At 37.8% G+C, this 20,361-nt stretch carries 21 protein-coding genes and 1 other annotated feature; of the genes, 3 read left to right on the top strand and 18 right to left on the bottom strand.

What is annotated here, in order from left to right; all coding sequences use genetic code 11:
* Nucleotides 1-89: 89 nt before the first annotated feature.
* The 11 genes from greA to ABH959_RS04845 form a co-directional block, all read right to left on the bottom strand.
* The gene (gene greA, locus ABH959_RS04895) at nucleotides 90-566 is read right to left on the bottom strand and encodes a transcription elongation factor GreA (RefSeq protein ID WP_078213491.1); all 477 of its coding nucleotides are present in this window, start codon (nucleotides 564-566) and stop codon (nucleotides 90-92) included.
* A gap of 276 nt (nucleotides 567-842) precedes the next feature.
* Entirely contained in the window at nucleotides 843-1,481 is a 639-nt protein-coding gene (gene udk / locus ABH959_RS04890; RefSeq protein WP_002015274.1) for a uridine kinase, read from the bottom strand.
* A 17-nt stretch (nucleotides 1,482-1,498) separates the two neighbouring features.
* Nucleotides 1,499-2,779 (bottom strand): peptidase U32 family protein, encoded by a 1,281-nt coding sequence (locus tag ABH959_RS04885; RefSeq protein WP_002015275.1) that lies wholly within the window; start codon nucleotides 2,777-2,779, stop codon nucleotides 1,499-1,501.
* 18 nt (nucleotides 2,780-2,797) lie between these two features.
* The gene (locus ABH959_RS04880; protein WP_113935628.1) at nucleotides 2,798-3,727 is read right to left on the bottom strand and encodes a peptidase U32 family protein; all 930 of its coding nucleotides are present in this window, start codon (nucleotides 3,725-3,727) and stop codon (nucleotides 2,798-2,800) included.
* Between the two features lie 7 nt (nucleotides 3,728-3,734).
* Nucleotides 3,735-4,376 (bottom strand): O-methyltransferase, encoded by a 642-nt coding sequence (locus ABH959_RS04875; RefSeq protein WP_012261742.1) that lies wholly within the window; start codon nucleotides 4,374-4,376, stop codon nucleotides 3,735-3,737.
* Between the two features lie 215 nt (nucleotides 4,377-4,591).
* Nucleotides 4,592-5,662, bottom strand: a complete 1,071-nt coding sequence (gene mltG / locus ABH959_RS04870) for an endolytic transglycosylase MltG (protein WP_113935629.1) — start codon at nucleotides 5,660-5,662, stop codon at nucleotides 4,592-4,594.
* A gap of 241 nt (nucleotides 5,663-5,903) precedes the next feature.
* Nucleotides 5,904-6,182: a DUF1292 domain-containing protein gene (locus tag ABH959_RS04865; protein ID WP_002034112.1), complete on the bottom strand. Its 279-nt coding sequence runs from the start codon at nucleotides 6,180-6,182 to the stop codon at nucleotides 5,904-5,906.
* Nucleotides 6,183-6,194: 12 nt separating this feature from the next.
* Nucleotides 6,195-6,608: a Holliday junction resolvase RuvX gene (gene ruvX, locus ABH959_RS04860; RefSeq protein WP_001221204.1), complete on the bottom strand. Its 414-nt coding sequence runs from the start codon at nucleotides 6,606-6,608 to the stop codon at nucleotides 6,195-6,197.
* 3 nt (nucleotides 6,609-6,611) lie between these two features.
* Nucleotides 6,612-6,878, bottom strand: coding sequence for an IreB family regulatory phosphoprotein (locus ABH959_RS04855; protein ID WP_000348591.1), 267 nt, complete (start codon nucleotides 6,876-6,878; stop codon nucleotides 6,612-6,614).
* A gap of 78 nt (nucleotides 6,879-6,956) precedes the next feature.
* The gene (gene alaS / locus ABH959_RS04850; protein ID WP_002015283.1) at nucleotides 6,957-9,599 is read right to left on the bottom strand and encodes an alanine--tRNA ligase; all 2,643 of its coding nucleotides are present in this window, start codon (nucleotides 9,597-9,599) and stop codon (nucleotides 6,957-6,959) included.
* A gap of 41 nt (nucleotides 9,600-9,640) precedes the next feature.
* Nucleotides 9,641-9,859, bottom strand: a binding site (T-box leader).
* 112 nt (nucleotides 9,860-9,971) lie between these two features.
* Nucleotides 9,972-11,057, bottom strand: coding sequence for an AI-2E family transporter (locus ABH959_RS04845; protein ID WP_219303574.1), 1,086 nt, complete (start codon nucleotides 11,055-11,057; stop codon nucleotides 9,972-9,974).
* Between the two features lie 158 nt (nucleotides 11,058-11,215).
* Here ABH959_RS04845 and ABH959_RS04840 point away from each other — a divergent pair, with 158 nt between their 5' ends.
* Entirely contained in the window at nucleotides 11,216-11,428 is a 213-nt protein-coding gene (locus ABH959_RS04840; protein WP_002015285.1) for a hypothetical protein, read from the top strand.
* Between the two features lie 36 nt (nucleotides 11,429-11,464).
* On the opposite strand, the gene ABH959_RS04835 is transcribed toward ABH959_RS04840, so the two are convergent.
* The 7 genes from ABH959_RS04835 to cymR form a co-directional block, all read right to left on the bottom strand.
* On the bottom strand, nucleotides 11,465-11,593 hold the full coding sequence (locus ABH959_RS04835) for a YrzQ family protein (protein ID WP_002015286.1): 129 nt from the start codon (nucleotides 11,591-11,593) through the stop codon (nucleotides 11,465-11,467).
* 18 nt (nucleotides 11,594-11,611) lie between these two features.
* A complete protein-coding gene (locus tag ABH959_RS04830; RefSeq protein WP_002015288.1) occupies nucleotides 11,612-11,800 on the bottom strand; it encodes a hypothetical protein in 189 nt (62 codons plus the stop codon).
* A 127-nt stretch (nucleotides 11,801-11,927) separates the two neighbouring features.
* Complete coding sequence (gene recD2, locus ABH959_RS04825) at nucleotides 11,928-14,264, bottom strand: SF1B family DNA helicase RecD2 (protein ID WP_201064345.1); 2,337 nt, start codon at nucleotides 14,262-14,264, stop codon at nucleotides 11,928-11,930.
* 107 nt (nucleotides 14,265-14,371) lie between these two features.
* Complete coding sequence (locus ABH959_RS04820) at nucleotides 14,372-15,031, bottom strand: tetratricopeptide repeat protein (RefSeq protein WP_404492336.1); 660 nt, start codon at nucleotides 15,029-15,031, stop codon at nucleotides 14,372-14,374.
* Nucleotides 15,032-15,141: 110 nt separating this feature from the next.
* Nucleotides 15,142-16,257, bottom strand: a complete 1,116-nt coding sequence (gene mnmA, locus ABH959_RS04815) for a tRNA 2-thiouridine(34) synthase MnmA (RefSeq protein ID WP_002088752.1) — start codon at nucleotides 16,255-16,257, stop codon at nucleotides 15,142-15,144.
* Between the two features lie 16 nt (nucleotides 16,258-16,273).
* Entirely contained in the window at nucleotides 16,274-17,419 is a 1,146-nt protein-coding gene (locus tag ABH959_RS04810) for a cysteine desulfurase family protein (protein ID WP_061689583.1), read from the bottom strand.
* 35 nt (nucleotides 17,420-17,454) lie between these two features.
* Nucleotides 17,455-17,871, bottom strand: a complete 417-nt coding sequence (gene cymR / locus ABH959_RS04805; RefSeq protein WP_000704117.1) for a cysteine metabolism transcriptional regulator CymR — start codon at nucleotides 17,869-17,871, stop codon at nucleotides 17,455-17,457.
* Nucleotides 17,872-18,266: 395 nt separating this feature from the next.
* Here cymR and ABH959_RS04800 point away from each other — a divergent pair, with 395 nt between their 5' ends.
* Nucleotides 18,267-19,553: a replication-associated recombination protein A gene (locus tag ABH959_RS04800; RefSeq protein ID WP_002067244.1), complete on the top strand. Its 1,287-nt coding sequence runs from the start codon at nucleotides 18,267-18,269 to the stop codon at nucleotides 19,551-19,553.
* A gap of 37 nt (nucleotides 19,554-19,590) precedes the next feature.
* Nucleotides 19,591-20,232, top strand: coding sequence for an RsfA family transcriptional regulator (locus ABH959_RS04795; protein WP_002145629.1), 642 nt, complete (start codon nucleotides 19,591-19,593; stop codon nucleotides 20,230-20,232).
* Nucleotides 20,233-20,361: the final 129 nt, after the last annotated feature.

The following is a 20,361-nucleotide window of genomic DNA, read 5'->3' as shown; positions in this document are numbered from 1 at the left end:
AAACACCTCGTCTATTGTAGTTTAGACGAGGTGTTTCACCTTTTATACAAATAAAAAATCACTCGTTTTTACACGAGTGATTTTTTACGTTATTTTACAGAGATAATCTCTACTTGCATTTCTCCACCTGGTGTTTGGATTGCTACCTTCTCACCAATTTGCTTACCTAATAAGCTTTTTGCGATTGGAGAATCGTTAGAAATTCTTCCTTCAAATGGATCGGCTTCTGCGCTACCTACGATTATGTACGCTTCTTCGTCTCCACCTGGTAACTCTTTAAATATTACTGTTTTACCTAATGTTACAACTGTAGACTCTTCACCATTGTCTTCAATGATAACCGCATTACGAATCATGTTTTCAAGTTGTGTAATACGTCCTTCTACGAATGCTTGCTCATCTTTCGCTGCATCATACTCAGAGTTCTCTGAAAGATCTCCGAAGCTACGTGCGATCTTAATACGCTCTACAACTTCTTTACGTCTTACTGTTTTTAATTGTTCAACTTCGTTCTCTAGTTTTTGCTTACCCTCTTGCGTCATAGGGTATGTTTTTTCTGTTGCCATGTTTTCCACTCCTTTTATATACCAATCCCCCGAAAAAAAGAGGAGTTCCATATGAAAACTCCTCCGCTTATATAGCGGAGGTTTCTAGCACACGTAGCACTAGTGGAGTTGTCACATACAACCCCTTATTCTCCAATTCTTCCTTATATAAAGAAGGTATGTATGGAAAGTTGATATAAATATGCCCTCACCTATTAGTAGGTGAGGTTTCATGTTTCATTGTATTCGATAAGAAGGGAAAAAATCCCTTCCTATCGTATATCTTTTACTATGCTATTACAAATTTACTTTTTGTTCAAGAATTGTTGCAATTTTTGTAACCATAATATCAATTGCAACATGGTTTTGTCCACCTTCAGGGATAATAATATCCGCGAATTTCTTAGAAGGCTCAATAAATTGATTATGCATTGGACGTACAACGTTTACGTATTGGTCGATAACTGAATCCATTGTACGACCGCGCTCTTCAATATCGCGCTGCATGCGGCGTAAAATACGAAGGTCTGCATCTGTATCAACGAACACCTTAATATCCATTAACTCACAAAGACGTGGGTCTTCTAAAATAAGAATTCCTTCTAAAATGATTACATCTTTCGGCTCAACTGGAATAATTTTTTCTGAACGCGTATGCAATGTATAGTCATATATAGGCTTTTCCACTTGCTCATATGCAAGCAACTGCTGCAAATGGTCAATTAACAAATCATTATCAAACGCTAACGGATGATCGTAATTTGTTTTTAAACGTTCTTCCATTGGTAAATGGCTTTGATCTTTGTAATAATAATCTTGCTCCAAGATTAAAATGGAATGACCTTTAAAATGGTCAAAAATCGCTTTCGTTACACTTGTTTTTCCTGATCCTGAACCACCAGCGATTCCAATTACAACAGGCTTATTCGTCCCCATTCGACTACCACTCTTTCTTATTGAAGTATGTTTTTGCGCATCATATTATTCACATACACTGGTTGATCCACTTTGAATTTCACGATTTGCAACGGATGTCTCGCTGCATCTAATTCGTTTCCATCCTCATCCCAAATTTTCTCCACCGTCTGCGTAAAGTTTTCTATTTCTGGCCCAAAGAACTCCACTTCATGTCCTGGTTTGAAGTGATTACGTTGCTCAAGCGTTACGATGCCCGTTTCTTCATTATAATCTAACACTAAACCAGCAAAATCATACGTTGTTTTCTTACTATGATTTCCAAACATTTGCTCTTGATGTCCTGGAACCCCTTCAAAAAATGCAGGAGCTGTATCACGATTTGCACATTTATCAAGTTCATCTAACCATTCTTGTTTAAACTCAAAGTTATCCGGATCCGCACAATACGCATCAATTACTTTACGATATACAGTTGCTACAGTCGCTACGTAATGGATAGATTTCATACGTCCTTCAACTTTTAAGCTATCAATTCCAATTTCAATCATTTTCGGAATTGATAAGATTAAATTTAAATCTTTTGGGCTCATCGCAAAGTGAGCATCTTCTTCTTGGAATAGAGGAAGCTCTTTTGCATCTTTATGTTGTGATACCGTTTGAACTAAATCATAATCCCAGCGGCAAGATTGACAACAACCACCACGGTTAGAGTCACGCGCTGTCATATGGTTACTTAATGTACATCTCCCTGAATACGCGATACACATTGCACCATGGACGAATGCTTCAATTTCAACATCAACTTTTTCTTTAATTTCTTTCATTTCTTCATAGCTTGCTTCACGAGCTAATACAAGACGATGTAAACCTTCTTCTTTCCAATACTGTGCTGCTTTCCAGTTGGATAGTGATTGTTGTGTACTTAAATGCACCTCAACAGAAGGAGCTACACGTTTACATGTCTCAATAATAAGCGGATCGGCAACGATAATTCCCGTTACGCCAGCTTTTTCAATCCCTTTTAAATATTCCTCTAGCCCATCCATATTTTCATTATGTGCAAAAATATTTGTTGTCACGTATATTTTTGCTCCATATTTCTTTGCAAATTCAACGCCTTCTGCCATGTCTTCCAGCGTAAAGTTACCTGCATTAGAACGAAGACCAAATTCTTGTCCACCTAAATATACAGCATCTGCCCCATAATGGATAGCTACTTTTAATTTTTCTAAGTTACCCGCAGGGATTAACAGTTCAGGTTTTTTCACAATAACGCGTTTGCCATCGATCACTCGTGAAATTTCTTGTACAGTCATTTCCTATACCCTCCTCGTTTAGTAAACCGTTTCTTTAAAGAAGAATCCTGTATCTAACGGACGATTTACCGGTTGTATTTCTTCTATCTCTTTAAATAAATCATCTTTCACGTCATAATACGCATCACGATCTTCTACACATAAATCAATCGCCTTACGATATTTCTTCGTCACCTCAATAATGTACTCAGAACTTTTTAGGACACCATCAATTTTTAAGCTATCGACTTCAGCATCGATTAGTTCCTCTAACTCATCGATGAAACAAATATCATTCGGACTCATAATGTGAGTACCATTTTCATCTTCATAAATTGGATATTTGTTATTACGTTCTGGGTCGTATAAGAACATATTCTCTTCATACTTTTTCTTTTCGATGTCGAGATTACGCCCTTGATACTCAAAGTAGTTTCCTACTAGTGAACGCTTCGATTGGAACATACAAGTCATACCGTGAATTTGCACTTCAAGTTCCACTTCAGCATTTTCTTTTAATTCAGCAATTTCATCTAAGCTAAGCTCACGAGCTAATACAGCGCGTTTCGCTCCTCTTTGCCCCCAATAGTTACAAGTAAACCAGTTTGTTGCTGTCGTTTCTGTATTCCAGTGAAGTTGCATATTTGGTGCAACTTCACGAACAGCCATTAATACCGCTGGATCTCCGAAAACAATCGCATCTATATTTACCTCATTTAAAAAGGCAACATAGTCCGTTAATTCTTCTACTTTATCATTGTGGAACATCGCATTCATTGCAACGTATACTTTCACACCATTTTCATGTGCAATGTTTACAGCTTGTTTCACATCTTCACGTGAAAACTCTCCTGCCAAACGTAAACCAAACTTTTGTTCACCAACCATTACTGCATCTGCCCCTGCTTTCGCAAGAGGTTCAATATCCGCCACCGCTCTAGGCGTTACTAACAATTCAGGTTTCTTCATACTTTTGTCACCCTCTCTTTTTACTTACAGCCACTCCATCGCCAATTGGGAAAATCGTTGTATCATATCCTTCATGATTCATAAGCCATTCATTGTACGTCTTAATACGACGAATCAAACCACGGGTACGTCTATTTTCAATTTTCTCTTTTGTCGTCACAAGACCATGGTACATAACGTTATCTGAAATAATAACGCCACCAGGATTTAATAACGGTTCGTATAAGTCAAAAAAGCGACGATACTGCCCTTTCGCTGCATCAATAAAAATAACATCAAATGTTCCATGTTCTTTCACTTGTTCGCCCGTTTCTAAAGCATCACCGTAAATAACAGAAATACGGTCTGTTACCGAGGAACATTCTATATATTCAAGTGCCTTTTCATATCGTTCACGATTGCGCTCTACTGTCACAATGCGAGAGTTCGGAATAGCTTGCATCATACGAATACTAGAATAACCGATTGCTGTTCCAAGTTCTAAAATACTTTCCGGTCCAACTAAACGTAAAAATTGCAGCATAAATTCCATTCCAAGTCGATCCATAATCGGCACATGGTTTTCAGTTGCATACTCTTCCATTTCAAGAATTAATTTATCTTTTGGATCAATAAATGATAATAGGTACTCGTTAACTGCATCCTCCATAATTGGTCCTCCTTATTTACATGGAGAAGTGCCTCTATGACGCGTCAACCTTTGTCTTTTCACACATAGAATGCAATAAAAATACAAGCCAGTTTCACCCTTAGCTTGTACGTCCCGTTTTGATATTAAAAACGATTCTTCTGCCAGTTTTTAACCCGATATATTTTACCACAAAAAAGAGGGATATGCGACCCTTTTCGCTATCCCTCCCCATTTCACTGTTTTTTCGTAATGTATTTTTGCTTTAATGCATTATGTTCTTCTAATGTTTTCGCATAATACACTTCACCACTTGGTGCAGCTAAGAAATAATAATAATCTGTTTGCGCAGGATCTAACGCTGCTTCCACTGAATGTTTACCAGAGTTTGCAATCGGTCCAACTGGCAACCCTTTCACAACATACGTATTGTACGGTGAGTTTATTTTCAAGTCTTCGTATAATACACGTTGTTTATGCTTTCCAAGCGCGTATAATACCGTCGGATCCGTTTGAAGCGGCATGCCTTTCGCTAAACGATTATAGAAAACACTAGAGATTTTTTGGCGATCAGTAAAGCCAGTAGCCTCTTCTTCAATAAGTGAAGACAACGTGAGAAGTTGATGAACATCCCAGTTCTTCGCTTTCATTTTCGCCTCATTTTGAACAATAATTGCATTTGTTTTCTCAAGCATCGGGATTACAATTTCTTCTAATTTCGTATCCTTTTTATAGAAAGAATACGTTGCTGGATATAAGTATCCTTCTAGTGGATATTTAATGTTGCTATCAAAAATTTTATCCGTTAATAGCTTCGGATACTTTTGCTGCATTTTTTGAATAAATGCTTTATCGTTTAATTGACGCACAACATCATCTTTATTCCACTTTAATTCTGCCGCAATCACTTCAGCAATTTCATTTACTTGCGCTCCTTCTTTAATCGTCACTTTATAAAGAGCCGGACGATGTACGTTGCCAGATGACATTTGTTCAATGACATCGTTAGCACTCATCGAAGGATTTAATAAATATGTACCTGCTTGTAAGCTTTTCGACTTAAATTTCGTATAAAAACTAAAAACTGTACTGCTTTTCACAGCACCTTTTTCTTCTAAAATCTCACCGATTTTACTTGTAGATGACCCCTTTGGAATCTCTACCTCAATCTCTTTTTTATTTCCACTATCAACTGGCCCTAATGCAGATGAAATATACGCATAGACTGATCCACAAACTAAAAGCAGTGCGATAATCGAAATTAAAAAAATGCGTCTACGCTTCTTCTTCACTTGATTCTCTACCAAAATTCTTCCTCCTTATTTAATTGTAGACCGTATACACTTCCTCTATACAATGCCCTACAAACATAAAGCAAAACCAATCATTTCTAAATAATCGGTGACAGCTACTTATTTAAAGCCTTTTTTCATACAACCCGTCTTATTATACTATAAACAATTAAGTAGTTTCGACAAAAAATCTGTCATTTTGCATATGAATACAAAAAAGGCGAACTGTGTACACAGTTCGCCTTTTTATCCATTACTATTCTTCTTCTTGCTCATCAGCAAGAGTGTTAAACATTTCTTGTACCATTTCCCACTCTTCTTCAGATTCAATTGAAAGTAATGTTCCACCCTCTTCTTCGCTTTGCTCGTATGCCATTGCATCGAAGATTTGGTCTCCATCTTCGTCTACTTCACCGATTGGAGAGAAGACTACGTAAGATTTTTTGCCGAATTTTTCAGCATCAAAAGTGAAAATAATTTCACATAAATGTTCGTTTCCTTTTTCGTCTACAATTGTAATTTGATTTTCTTCCATTTTGGTCACCTCTTATTTACTATCTAAAAATCCTTGTAAGATCACGACTGCAGCCATCTTATCGATTACCTGTTTTCGCTTCTTACGGCTCACATCAGCTGAAATGAGCAGACGTTCCGCTGCCATCGTCGACAAACGCTCGTCCCACATTACAACTTCTAATTGTAACAGATTTCGCAGGTTTTCTGCAAATTGTTGGCACGCTTCACCACGAGGGCCGATTGTACCATTCATATTTTTAGGTAAACCTACTACTATTTTGTCCACATTGTACTGTTTTACCAGCTCAGAAATACGGTCAAAACCAAAGTGGCCTCGTTCTTCGTTAATCCTGATTGTTTCCAGCCCTTGTGCTGTCCAGCCCATCTCATCGCTCATTGCAACACCGACTGTTTTAGTACCAACATCTAAACCTAATATCCGCATAAACTACTCCTCACGATGATGTTTCAAGTAAGACTTCACAAGTTCTTCAATTATCTCATCACGTTCAAGCTTGCGAACGATGCTTCGTGCATCTTTATGGCGAGGTATGTATGCTGGATCTCCACTTAATAAATAACCGACGATTTGGTTAATCGGATTATAACCTTTTTCTTGAAGTGCATCATACACAGTTAAAAGTACATCATTTACATGGACACTCTGTTTTTCATCTTGAATGCTAAACTTCATTGTCTTATCAAAACCGTCCATTTCAAGCACCTCACTTGTAAGTAGTAAGTATAGGGAGAAGAACTTCTCCTCTCCCTACCATTGTACACTACTATCTCTTTATTTTGAAACAGATTTAACGTACTCTTGTACAAACGCTAAAGCTTCCTCTACTTGCGCTGGGTTTTTACCGCCTGCTTGTGCCATATCAGGACGGCCACCACCGCCGCCTCCACAACGAGAAGCTACTTCTTTCACAAGTTTACCCGCATGGTAACCTTGACTAATTAAATCTTTCGTTACGCCAGCTAAAATATTTACTTTATCGTCATTTACAGACGCTAATACAACAACTGCAGACTCTAATTTATTTTTAAGGTCATCCATCATTGTACGTAAGTTGTTCATATCTGCAACATTTACTTTTGCCGCTAATACGTTCACGCCATCAACTGTCATTACTGAATCAGTTAAGTTTCCAGCTTCGATATTGCTTAATTTCGCAGCAAGAGATTCGTTTTCTTTTTGAAGTTGTTTTACTTCAGTAAATAAACCATCAACTCTTGTTAAAATATCTTTCGGATTTGTTTTCATTTTTCCTGCTGCTTCTTTTAATAAACCTACTTGATCGTTCATTAATTCGTATGCAGACTTACCAGTTACCGCCTCAATACGACGAGTTCCTGCACCGATACCAGACTCAGCAACGATTTTGAAAATACCGATAGAAGCTGTGTTATCAACGTGACAACCACCGCAAAGCTCTAAGCTGTAATCGCCTACTTGTACAACGCGTACAACATCACCGTATTTTTCACCGAATAATGCCATTGCGCCCATTTCTTTCGCTTCTTCGATTGCTTTTTGAGAAATCGCAACATCAATACTTTCCCAAATTTTTTCATTTACGATACGCTCAATTTTTTCTAATTCATCAGCTTGTACTTGACCGAAGTGAGAGAAGTCAAAACGTAAACGTTCAGATGTTACAAGAGAACCCGCTTGGTTAACATGCGTTCCAAGTATATCTTTTAATGCTTGGTGCAGTAAGTGAGTTGCTGTATGGTTTTTCACAACGCTACTACGGTTTTTCGTATCGATAAGAGCTTTTACAGCCGCTTCTTTCGTTAATGTACCCTCTTCAACAACAACTTTGTGTAAATTTTGACCATTTGGTGCTTTTTGTACGTCTTTTACAACAACTTTCACGCCGTCAGCAAGAAGGTAACCACGGTCTGCAATTTGCCCACCGCTCTCAGCGTAGAATGGCGTTACATCAAGCATTAATTGTCCTTCTTCACCTGCTTGTAAGCTATCTGTATACTCACCATTTTTCACAAGTGCAACAACGTTACTTTCTGTTGCAACTGTACCGTAACCAACGAATTCGCTCGCTACTTTAACTTCACCAAGTACACCGCCTTGAACTTGCATAGAATCAACGTCTTGACGAGCAGCACGTGCACGCTCACGTTGTTTCTCCATTTCATTTTCAAAGCCCGCTTGATCAACTGTCATACCAGCTTCTTCTGCATATTCTTCTGTTAATTCAATTGGGAAACCGTACGTGTCGTATAGGCGGAACGCATCTACGCCAGAAATAACAGTTGTTTTTTCTTCTTTCGCTTTTGCAATTACTTCAGCTAAAATTGATTCACCATCATGAAGTGTTTCATGGAAACGCTCTTCTTCATTCTTCACAACTTTTGCGATGAAATCTTTCTTTTCAAGTACTTCTGGATAGAAGTCTTTCATTACTTCTCCAACAACCGGTACTAATTCAAACATGAACGGACGGTTGATGTTTAATTTCTTAGAATAACGAACAGCACGGCGTAATAAACGACGTAACACATAACCACGGCCTTCGTTAGATGGAAGAGCACCGTCACCAACAGCGAATGTTACTGTACGGATATGGTCAGCAATTACTTTAAACGCCATATCTTTTTCTAAATCGCCATTACGATATTTCTCACCAGAAATTGATTCTGTTGCACCAATCATCGGCATGAATAGGTCTGTATCAAAGTTCGTAGGTACATCTTGAACGATAGATGTCATACGCTCTAGACCCATTCCTGTATCGATGTTTTTCTTAGGAAGTGGCGTATATGAACCGTCTGGATTATGGTTAAATTGAGAGAATACAAGGTTCCATACTTCTAAGTAACGCTCGTTTTCTCCGCCCGGATATAATTCTGGGTCACTAAAGTCATTACCGTAAGATTCACCGCGGTCATAGAAAATTTCTGTATTCGGTCCACTTGGCCCTTCACCGATATCCCAGAAGTTTTCTTCTAAACGGATGATGCGTTCTTTTGGAACACCCATTTTCTCATTCCAAATTGTGAATGCTTCTTCATCTTCCGGATGAATTGTAACAGATAGTAATTCTTTATCGAATCCGATCCATTTGTCGCTCGTTAGAAATTCCCAAGCCCAAGTAATTGCTTCTTCTTTGAAGTAATCACCGATTGAGAAGTTCCCTAACATTTCAAAGAATGTATGGTGACGAGCCGTTTTCCCAACGTTTTCAATATCGTTTGTACGAATTGATTTTTGTGCATTTGTAATACGTGGATTTTGTGGGATTACACGACCATCAAAATATTTCTTTAATGTCGCTACACCACTATTAATCCATAGAAGAGATGGATCCTCATGAGGAACTAGTGATGCACTTGGTTCTACTGCATGTCCTTTTTCTTGGAAAAAGTCTAAAAACATTTGACGAATTTGTGCGCCTGTTAGTTGTTTCATTGTATTTTCCTCCTTAAATATAAAAAACTCCCGCCCCTAATAAAAGGGACGAGAGTTAACTCGCGATACCACCCTAATTATGAATTGATTATTATAACAATCAATTCATCACCTCATGGTGCCGTAACGTGGCAAGACGGCAGTGATTAGCTGCTCTCAGGATTAGCTTTCTGTTACCCTTCATTTAAAGCTTCTTTCAGCCATTGGAAGCTTCTCTCTATAAATGGACTGTAACATACTTGTTCCGTCATTGATTTAATGTATTATATGACTAAATATAATAGAATTCTCTTAAGTTTGTCAATGTAGATAATAATAATTATATTGTACTACACACATTTTCGTTAGCTACATAAGCATCTACTTTTCATTTTAAATATCTTCTCTTTTCCAAAGAGGCCTCACATGAACGATCACTGTACGAATAACAGCTAAAATTGGAACCGATATTAGCAATCCTACAATCCCGGCTATCTCTCCTCCAACTAGTAATGCGAGCATAATAATAACCGGATGCATACGAAGCGACTTACCAACGATGTAAGGCGATAAAATGTTACTTTCCAAAAATTGCAAAATAGCAATTGTAATCCCCGCCTTAATGAGTAAACTCGTTGATACCGTTGCCGCAATCATCAACGTGGGAATCGCCCCTAAAATAGGACCAAAGTACGGGATTATATCCGTTACCCCAATAATAATGCCGAGCAGCAATGGATATTTCATACCGATAAACCAAAAAGAAAGAACAGATACTCCCCCTAATACTAAGCAAACAAATAACTGTCCTCGAATATAACTTCCGAGTGACTTATCAATTTCTTTCGCAAGCATTTGACCCGTACTACGCCACTTACTCGGGACTAATTTCCAAAATATATGATAAAACTCACCGTAATCTTTTAATATGTAAAATACAATGAATGGAATTAAGAAAATAATGAGTAACGAATCCAGTACACCACGAGCTGTGCTCATGACTTTATTTAAAAGCGCTTGAATCTTCGTTTCTACACCACCAAAAATTTGTTTCACCTTTTCATGAATAAATGATGGGAAATTCGCTGTTTGTTCTGTAACTCCATCCATCCAAGAATCGTACATTTTTGTAAACTGTGGAAATTGTTCATTAATTTCTTGTAACTGTTTAATAACAACTGGCGTTCCTTTATAAATTCCATAGCCAATTCCGCCAAAGAAAAGAATATAAATGAGCAAAATAGCAAGTGTGCGTGGCATTCCTTCCTTATGGATTTTTTCAATTAAAGGGTGTAATAAATAAGCAATAAAACAAGCAATAAAGAACGGTGTGATCGCCACTTTAAATACAAAAATAATCGGTGCCCATAGTGGCTTAATTTTTAAAAAGACGAGCAAACAAAGAAAAACGAGTAACAATAATCCTAAACGATATATCCAAATGATTTTAAGATTCTTCACACGAAAAACCTCCTCCATCTTTATTTTGAAAATAAATAGGTTAGGTTATGTGCAAAAGTTTTAAAATCTTTTTATACAGACCATACTGTTTTTTAAAGACGTACATATATTTAACATAATAAGGACAACCACCCCTGAAAATACAGAATGTCAAAATATAATCAGGAGGGCTCATAATGATCTTATTTATGCTTGCATTATCCGCACTTTTTATGCTTCTTGAATGGATTTGTATCGGGTTTGGTATTTGGAAAGGCTTCTTTATTCGTTCCTCACGAAAGGAAAGAGCTAAGCACTTATGGCATTATGGAATGCTTGGCGTTGGATGCTACGGTTTATCTTATCTCTTCTCTGAAATCGGACTTTTATATTTGCATACAAGCGCATAAAAAAACTCCCTTATCATAAAGGGAGTTTTTTACGCCTTATAAATAAGACTTAATCATCTTACGTGCTTTTTTCACATTGCGTTTTGAGAATACATCTTGTTTGCGAGCATATTGATATGCTGCAGCTCCAACACCTAATGCGATTAATGAATTGCGTAGATTCAAAGTAAATCCCCCTTTTCGTTATCCGATCGTTCTTTCATTATCATCAAATAAATCATCAAGAGAGCTTAATGAACCATCTTCCTCTACTTGATGTGTATGGATTTTCCCCTTTGAAACCGATAATTCGATATAACAATTCCAGCAATAAAATTGGTTGACACCTATTTTTCCGATGTCTTTCCCTTTGCAATTTGGACAACTGAACATATGGCTTTCATCTCCTTACAGTCTCCCAGATTCTATTCGCCATTATGTCCAAACTGCATTCATTTATACATTGCTAGAACCTTTCAACGTTATACGTTTGAAAGGTTCACTATATAATTTCACCTTGTTACATGAAATCATACGGTGAAATGTTTTCCACGTCCATTTCTTCACCATTAACCGTCACCATCTGCACTTCTCCTTGTGATTCTTGCAATCGGCCAGCTAAAGTCGTTTGACGCATTGCATCATCAAGGCGATTCACACCGGATTGAAACGCTGCTTCCTCCCCGCAAATAATAAGGAATTTCTTACTCCTTGTAATACCCGTGTAAATTAAATTACGACGTAACATACGGTTATAGCTTTTTACAATCGGCATAATAACAATCGGAAATTCACTACCTTGTGATTTATGAATCGAGCAGCAATATGCATGTGTAATTTGATTTAAATCTGGCTTTGTATACGTTACTTCAATCCCATCAAATGAAACGATAATCATATCTTGTTGCTCAACGTTTTCTTTCGCATAAAACACCGAAACGATTTCTCCGATATCACCATTAAATACTTGGCTTTCCGGCTGATTGACTAATTGAAGTACTTTATCACCTCTGCGGTATACAACGTCACCGTAGGCAATTTCTTTACTTTTTTCTTTTTTCGGATTGAACACTTCTTGGAGAGCTTCATTTAACACATTAATACCTGCTGGTCCGCGGTACATAGGTGCCAACACTTGTACATCTCTTGCGCTAAACCCTTTCGTCTTCGCGTTTTCACATACTTTTTTTACAACTTCAACAATTTGAGCACCTGCACAGCTGATAAATGAACGATCTTTTTTATTTTGCGCTAAATCTGGTGGAAGTGTTCCGTCTTTTATCGCATGGGCAAGTTGAATAACAGATGACCCTTCCGCTTGACGATAAATTTCTGTAAGCTTGACCGTTGGAACCGCACCTGCATTCAATAAATCTTTTAACACTTGTCCAGGTCCTACAGATGGCAACTGATCTTCATCACCTACAACGATAACTTGAATATTTGTCGGAAGTGACTTGAATAGCTGATTTGCAAGCCAAATATCTACCATCGAAAACTCATCAATAATAAGGAGCTTCCCTTGTACAGGGTCTGTTTCATTGCGCTGAAAAGATCCTTCTGGCGTCCATCCAAGCAGACGATGAATTGTGCAAGCTGGAAGTCCTGTCGATTCACTCATGCGCTTCGCCGCTCTTCCAGTTGGGGCCGTTAATAATATTGGAAATGGATTATCATCACTATATTCATTCGGATTTAATGATACTCCGTGAAGTGACGCATACATTTCAACAATTCCTTTAATAACTGTTGTTTTCCCCGTCCCTGGTCCACCTGTTAATAACATCATCGGCTTATGAAGTGCAGTTTGAACTGCTTCTTGCTGAAGCGGCGCATACTGTACCTTTAGCTGTTCTTCAATTTCTCCTAATGTTTTTAACACTTCTGCTTCAGGGAATGCAGGGGTTTCTTCTTGATTCATAAGACGACGAATTGACTTTACAACGCCTTTCTCAGAATAGAATAAAGAAGCTAAATACACTCGCTCTTCTTCTATAATGACTTTCCCTTCGCTTTGCATCATTTCAACGCAGCCTACAATATCTTCCTCAGTCACTCTGCCTTCTTGATTATTTAAAAGTGACATCGTTTCTCTTACAAGCTGACCTTTTTCCATATACACGTGACCGAGTTGTAATGAAATATTCTCTAACGTATAAAAACACCCTGCACGTACACGGTCGTCGTGATTGCCCGTTATTCCGATTGCACGCCCTATATCATCTGCTCTTCCAAATCCAATTCCGTCCACTTCTTCAATAAGTTTATACGGATTATTACGAATCACTTCTAATGTCATCTCTTTATATTGCTGATAAATTTTAATAGAAAGTTTTGTTCCAAAACCGTAACCATTTAAAAAACTCATCACTTTCTCGAGCCCTTGATGCTCAATAATCGTCTCATATATTTCCTGCGCTTTTTGCTTGTTTACAACACCACTTAACGCATCCGGATCATCCATAATTTTAGAAATCGCATGCTCACCAAGATGGTCCACGATTTTTTCGGCTGTACGCTTTCCAATCCCTTTAAATAAATCGCTCGCTAAATATTGCACCATACCTGCTTTTGTTTGTGGCAGTTCTTTTTTAAACGTTTCAACTAAATATTGTTTTCCATACTTTGGGTGGTCTTTAAAATGACCTGTTAATGTAAACACTTCATCTTCATGCATACGGGGAAAATGACCGTTTATCATTACTTTTTTTTCGTCGTATGTTTCATTCGTTTCAATGACTTTCATACTGACAACGGAATAGAGGTTTTCTTCGTTGTGGAAAATGGTATGAAGAACTTGCGCTTTTATAAATCTTTTTTCTTCCTCAAACAAATCCATTGCATGTTGATTTCCCATATTTCCTCTCCTTTCCGAGTTCTTTTCACTTTAATGGGCAGTACATCCCCCACCTCTTTCACAATCTTTAGATGAGGGGTAACTGCGCATTAAACTATAATTTCACTTTATTCAGCTTCTTGCTCCAATAAACGAATACCATTACCAGCTAAAAAGTGGTCTGCTTGAATTTCAGTCGCTTTCTTAAATAAAGTAAGAGCTTTCTCGTTATTTTCTTCGAATACGTACGCAACACCTAAATTATAATACGCATCTGCATGCTCTTCATCCATTTCTAATACCTTTTCAAAATAAGGTTTCGCCTCTTGAATATGTTCTAGTCGCGCGAAGCAAAGTCCGCATTGGAAAACAGCTTCTACATCATTTTCATCTAATTCAGTTGCTCTTTGTAAAAATGGCAACGCAAGGCGGTCATTGCCAAGTTGCACATGCGTGATACCTAACATAAATGTTACATCAGCTGATTGTAATCCCGCTTGCATCGCTTGTTCAAATACAGCCTTTGCCTCTGCAAATTGCTCTTGACCGTAATATACATTTCCTAAGCCATAATAAGCAGCCGCAGATTTACCATCTAATTCTAATGCACGTTTATAAAATACAATTGCTCGCTCACTATCACCTAATACATCTAATAAATTCGCAAAGTTAATGTATCCAAGCGCATCTTTCGGATTTTCTTCGATTGCTTCTGTGAAATTTTTAGCTGCTTCTTCCCAGTTTCCTTCTTGCATATATTTAATACCTGTTTCAAGTTTGTTTGACATATCCTTCACCTCTACAACAAATTATAACAAAGAATGTATTTTCCAAGCGAACGAAAATTCGCTTTATGTAAAAGAAACCTCTAACCGCTAATCGGCAGAGGCTTCTCGTGTTATCCTAAATAATCTAATTTCTTACCACTATGATATACTTCATCAATTGTAGCGCCGCCTAAGCACTCATCTCCATCATAGAAAACAACTGCTTGGCCTGGCGTAATCGCACGAATTGGCTCATCACAAAGAATACGAACTGTATTTTCATCAACGATTTGAACCGTTACTTTATTGTCTGCTTGACGATAACGGAATTTCGCTGTACACGTAAATTCTTTTTCCTTCGCTTTATTACTTACCCAGCCTACATTCGTAGCAATAACTTCATCACCATATAGAAGTTCGTTATGGAATCCTTGGTCAACATATAAAATGTTTTCTTTCAAGTTTTTCCCAACAGCAAACCACGGATCACCATTACCACCAATACCAAGGCCATGACGTTGTCCAATTGTATAATACATTAAACCATCATGTTTCCCTTTCACTTCACCAGATAATGTTTGCATCACACCTGGTTGCGCCGGTAAATAGTTACTTAAGAAATCTTTAAAGTTACGCTCACCGATGAAGCAAATACCAGTACTATCTTTCTTCGCCGCTGTCGCTAAACCAGCTTCTGTCGCCATTTCGCGAATTTGCGGTTTCTTTAATTCACCTAATGGGAACATTGTTTTTGATAGTTGCTCTTGGCTTAATTGATTTAAGAAATATGTTTGATCTTTATTGTCATCAACGCCGCGAAGCATTTTATATTCGCCGTCCATATAAGCAACGCGTGCATAATGACCTGTTGCTACATAATCAGCACCAAGTGCAATTGCATGCTCTAAAAATGCTTTAAATTTAATTTCTTTGTTACACATTACATCTGGGTTTGGTGTACGACCAGCTCGGTACTCATCTAAAAAGTACGTAAATACTTTATCCCAGTATTGTTTTTCAAAGTTTACTGCATAATACGGAATGCCGATTTGGTTACACACTTCAATTACATCATTGTAATCTTCTGTTGCTGTGCAGACACCATTTGCATCTGTATCATCCCAGTTTTTCATAAAAATTCCGATTACATCATAACCTTGCTCTTTTAATAAAAGAGCTGCTACAGATGAATCGACGCCACCGGACATCCCGATGACAACGCGTGTTTCTTGAGGTAGTTTGTTCATCATGTCACCTCCCATGCTAATTTTGTGTTAATCGCTTCACGATTTTCACTGTTTCGTACGCCGCTTTTTCAATTTGCTCTTTCGTATTTCCAAGTCCGAAACTAAAGCGTACGGATGAACGTATTTGATCGGAGTCTTTTCCGAACATCGCCACTAATACATGTGATGGATCAATCGAACCAGCTGTACAAGCAGAACCACTTGATACTGCAATACCAGCTAAGTCTAGGTTTACAAGAAACGGTTCAATATTCATTCCTGTAAAACTTATATTAAACACATGTGGTAAGCGATATTCCAAGTCTCCGTTTACCTCGAAATGAATGTCCTCATTTTTGAAGACAGATACCATTATATCTTTAAACTCTTCATATTGGGCATTTTTTTGCTCACGAGTTTTTTCAGCTAGCGAAACTGCATGTTGAAGTCCAACAATACTAGGTACATTTTCAGTACCAGCACGACGTTTTCTTTCTTGCTCTCCGCCTATTAATAACGGTTCAAATTTCACATTTGCACCAGCATATAGGAACCCTACACCTTTTGGGCCGTTAATTTTGTGAGCGGAAATCGATAATAAATCAATACCAAACTCTTTCACATCTATTTCTATTAAACCGTAAGCTTGTACAGCATCTGTGTGGAAATAAGCTTGATGCTCTTTTAACAACTTTCCTATTTCCACAATTGGTTGTATTGTCCCTACTTCATTATTCCCGAACATAATAGATACAAGAATCGTCTCTTCCGTTAGTGCCTTTTGTATGTCAGAAACTTGAACACGCCCTGTTTCATCAACAGGTAAATACGTCACTTCAAATCCTTCACGCTCTAACAATTCACACGTATGCAAAATCGCATGATGTTCAATTTGCGTTGTAATAATGTGGTTACCTTTATGACGATTCGCACGCGCTACACCTATAAGCGCTAAATTATCAGCTTCTGTACCACCGCTCGTGAATATAATTTCATTTGGACTCGCGTGAATGCTACGTGCACACACACGTCTCGCCTCATCTACCGCATGGCGCGTCTGACGCCCATAAAAGTGAATACTAGACGGGTTTCCAAATGTTTCTGTCATATATGGAATCATCTTTTCGACCACTTCTGGGTGAGTCGGAGATGTCGCAGCATGATCTAAGTAAATGCGTTCCATTAAATCTCCTTCTTTCCAAATCGTTTCACAAGGAATTAAATGTAAAACATATAGCCCCCGTGATTTTCTTCCTCATAACGTACTAAATCTTCTAAAGTTGTACTATCTAATACTTCTTGCACTGCATCACGAACACGCATCCATAATTGGCGTTGTGCTGGTTCTTCTTCTTCTATCATTTCTACAACACTAATTGGACCCTCTAGTACACGGATTACATCTCCAGCTGTAATGTTGACTGGCTGATCAGATAATACATATCCGCCATATGCACCACGCGTACTCTTTACAAGACGAGCATTACGAAGTGGTGAAATTAATTGCTCTAAGTAATGCTCAGATAGGTCATGTGCCTGTGCAATTGATTTTAATGAAATTGGGCCTTCACCAAACTTTTTTGCAAGGTCGATCATAATTGTTAAGCCGTAGCGGCCTTTTGTTGAAATCTTCATCTATTTTGCACCTCTTTTCAAATTTTCACTTCTATTGGTTATATCTTATTTATCCCGCCATTTGCGGGCAGTAAAACTCCCACCTCACAATTCGGCTGGAGCAAAGAAGTTAGGTGGGGGATGAACAAAACCCCCACTAATTAAAGTTTCACTTTATAAAAGAACACAATTTAAAATCCTATGAAATTATAGCATAATATAGTATTATAAGAAATTTCAACTTGTGTATCAAAATGATAACATAAAATCACATTGAAAAACTCGGAAATTATTACAATTGAAAGAAAAATAGGAATATTCGTATTCATTTTCCCCACAAAACAGCATCCTATTTCAAATTTCATCAAAAAAAATGATACGATAGAATGAGATTATACATTAAGGGAGAGGGTCAAATGAAACAACCACTCGCACATCGAATGCGCCCTACAAATATTCAAGAAATTATCGGACAACAGCATTTAGTTGGTGAAGGCAAGATTTTATGGCGAATGGTCCAAGCAAATCATTTTCAATCAATGATTTTATACGGTCCTCCAGGCACAGGAAAAACATCAATCGCTAGCGCAATTGCAGGAAGTACTGGAACCCTGTTTCGCCTCTTAAACGCTGTTACTCATAATAAAAAAGATATGGAAGTTGTCGTACAAGAAGCGAAGATGCATCGGCACCTCGTTTTAATTTTGGATGAAGTTCATAGGCTAGATAAAGCGAAGCAAGACTTTCTATTACCCCATTTAGAAAGCGGACTTCTTACTTTAATTGGTGCAACGACAAGCAATCCGTTCCATGCTATTAATTCTGCTATTCGAAGTCGTTGTCAAATCTTTGAATTACACGCATTAACAGAAGATGATATTTTAATTGGCTTAAAACGAGCGCTTGAAGATAAAGAAAAAGGGCTTGGGGAATATGATGTAACTGTTACGGATGAAGCATTACATCACTTTGCAAATGCGTCAGGCGGAGATATGCGTTCAGCTTATAATGCACTTGAATTAGCTGTTTTATCTAGCTTTACAACTGACGACAAAGCTGCGGAAATTACACTTGAAATCGCAGAAGAATGCTTACAGAAAAAGAGTTTCGTTCACGACAAAGGTGGCGATGCTCACTATGACGTTTTATCTGCTTTTCAAAAATCAGTACGCGGAAGTGATGTGAACGCCGCACTTCATTATTTAGCACGTCTTATTGAAGCTGGTGACTTACAAAGCATCGGTAGACGTCTGCTTATTATGGCATATGAAGATATCGGACTTGCTAGCCCACAAGCTGGACAACGTACACTTGCTGCGATTGAATCAGCTGAACGGGTCGGCTTCCCAGAGGCACGCATACCACTTGCAAATGCTGTTATTGAACTTTGTCTATCACCGAAATCAAATTCGGCCTATAAAGCACTCGATGCCGCACTACACGATTTACGTAATGGCCAAACAGGCGATATTCCAAGTCATTTAAAAGATAGTCATTATAAAGGAGCCGAATCGTTAGGAAGAGGCATCGGATACTTATATCCACACGATCACCCAAACGGTTGGGTACAACAACAATACTTACCTGATAAAATTAAAAACAAGCAATATTATAAACCGAAAACGACAGGAAAATTTGAACAAGCACTTTCTACTGTTTATGAAAGATTACAAAGTTCGCATAAAACGAAGAATAAAGGGTAATATAAGCGAAAACGTCACCATTACGGAGGGTTCGCTTATGAAAACACGTCAAGATGCATGGACAAAAGAAGACGATCTCCTTTTAGCAGAAACTGTTTTACGACATATTCGCAGCGGAAGTACACAAATAAAAGCATTCGATGAAGTTGGTGATACATTAAACCGAACTTCAGCAGCTTGTGGATTTAGATGGAATGCTGAAGTAAGACCATATTATGAAGATGCGGTGCAAATTGCAAAAAAACAACGTAAAGAATTAAAGCGTTCGGAAGCTAAAATAGAAAAAGAGCAGTTCACACAAACTCGGCAGCTCGTAATCGATGCCGAGTTTTCAGAAGATATCGCCCCAAATAAACAAGATCTTACAATGCAAAATGTCATCTCATTTTTGCAAAACTTGGAGCACAATAACCCTTCACTCGCAAAGTTACAAACTGAAAATGACGTATTACAAGATCAGCTCACTTCCCTGAAAAAAACGAATAATGAACTTGAAGCAAAATTAGCTGTTCTCACAAAAAAACAACAAGCAATCGAAGAAGATTATGCAATGCTTGTTAGAATTATGGATCGTGCTCGAAAACTTGTTTCGGTCGAAGAACAAGAAGAGCAAATTGCTCCGATTTTCAAAACCGATCAAAATGGAAATTTAGATATTATATATTCTGCAGAAAACTAAAAACAGGGATGCCACTTTTTCAACTAAGTGACATCCCTATTTATTTTCCCTTAGTGAAAAAGCACCACAGTAAATGTAATTATATTAACGATTCGACATCGATATTTCTTTAAAACATACAAAAAGCAT

This window comes from Bacillus sp. RC51 (assembly GCF_044908115.1).
GTDB lineage: Bacteria > Bacillota > Bacilli > Bacillales > Bacillaceae_G > Bacillus_A > Bacillus_A mycoides.
This window is presented reverse-complemented; position numbering and strand designations above follow the sequence as displayed.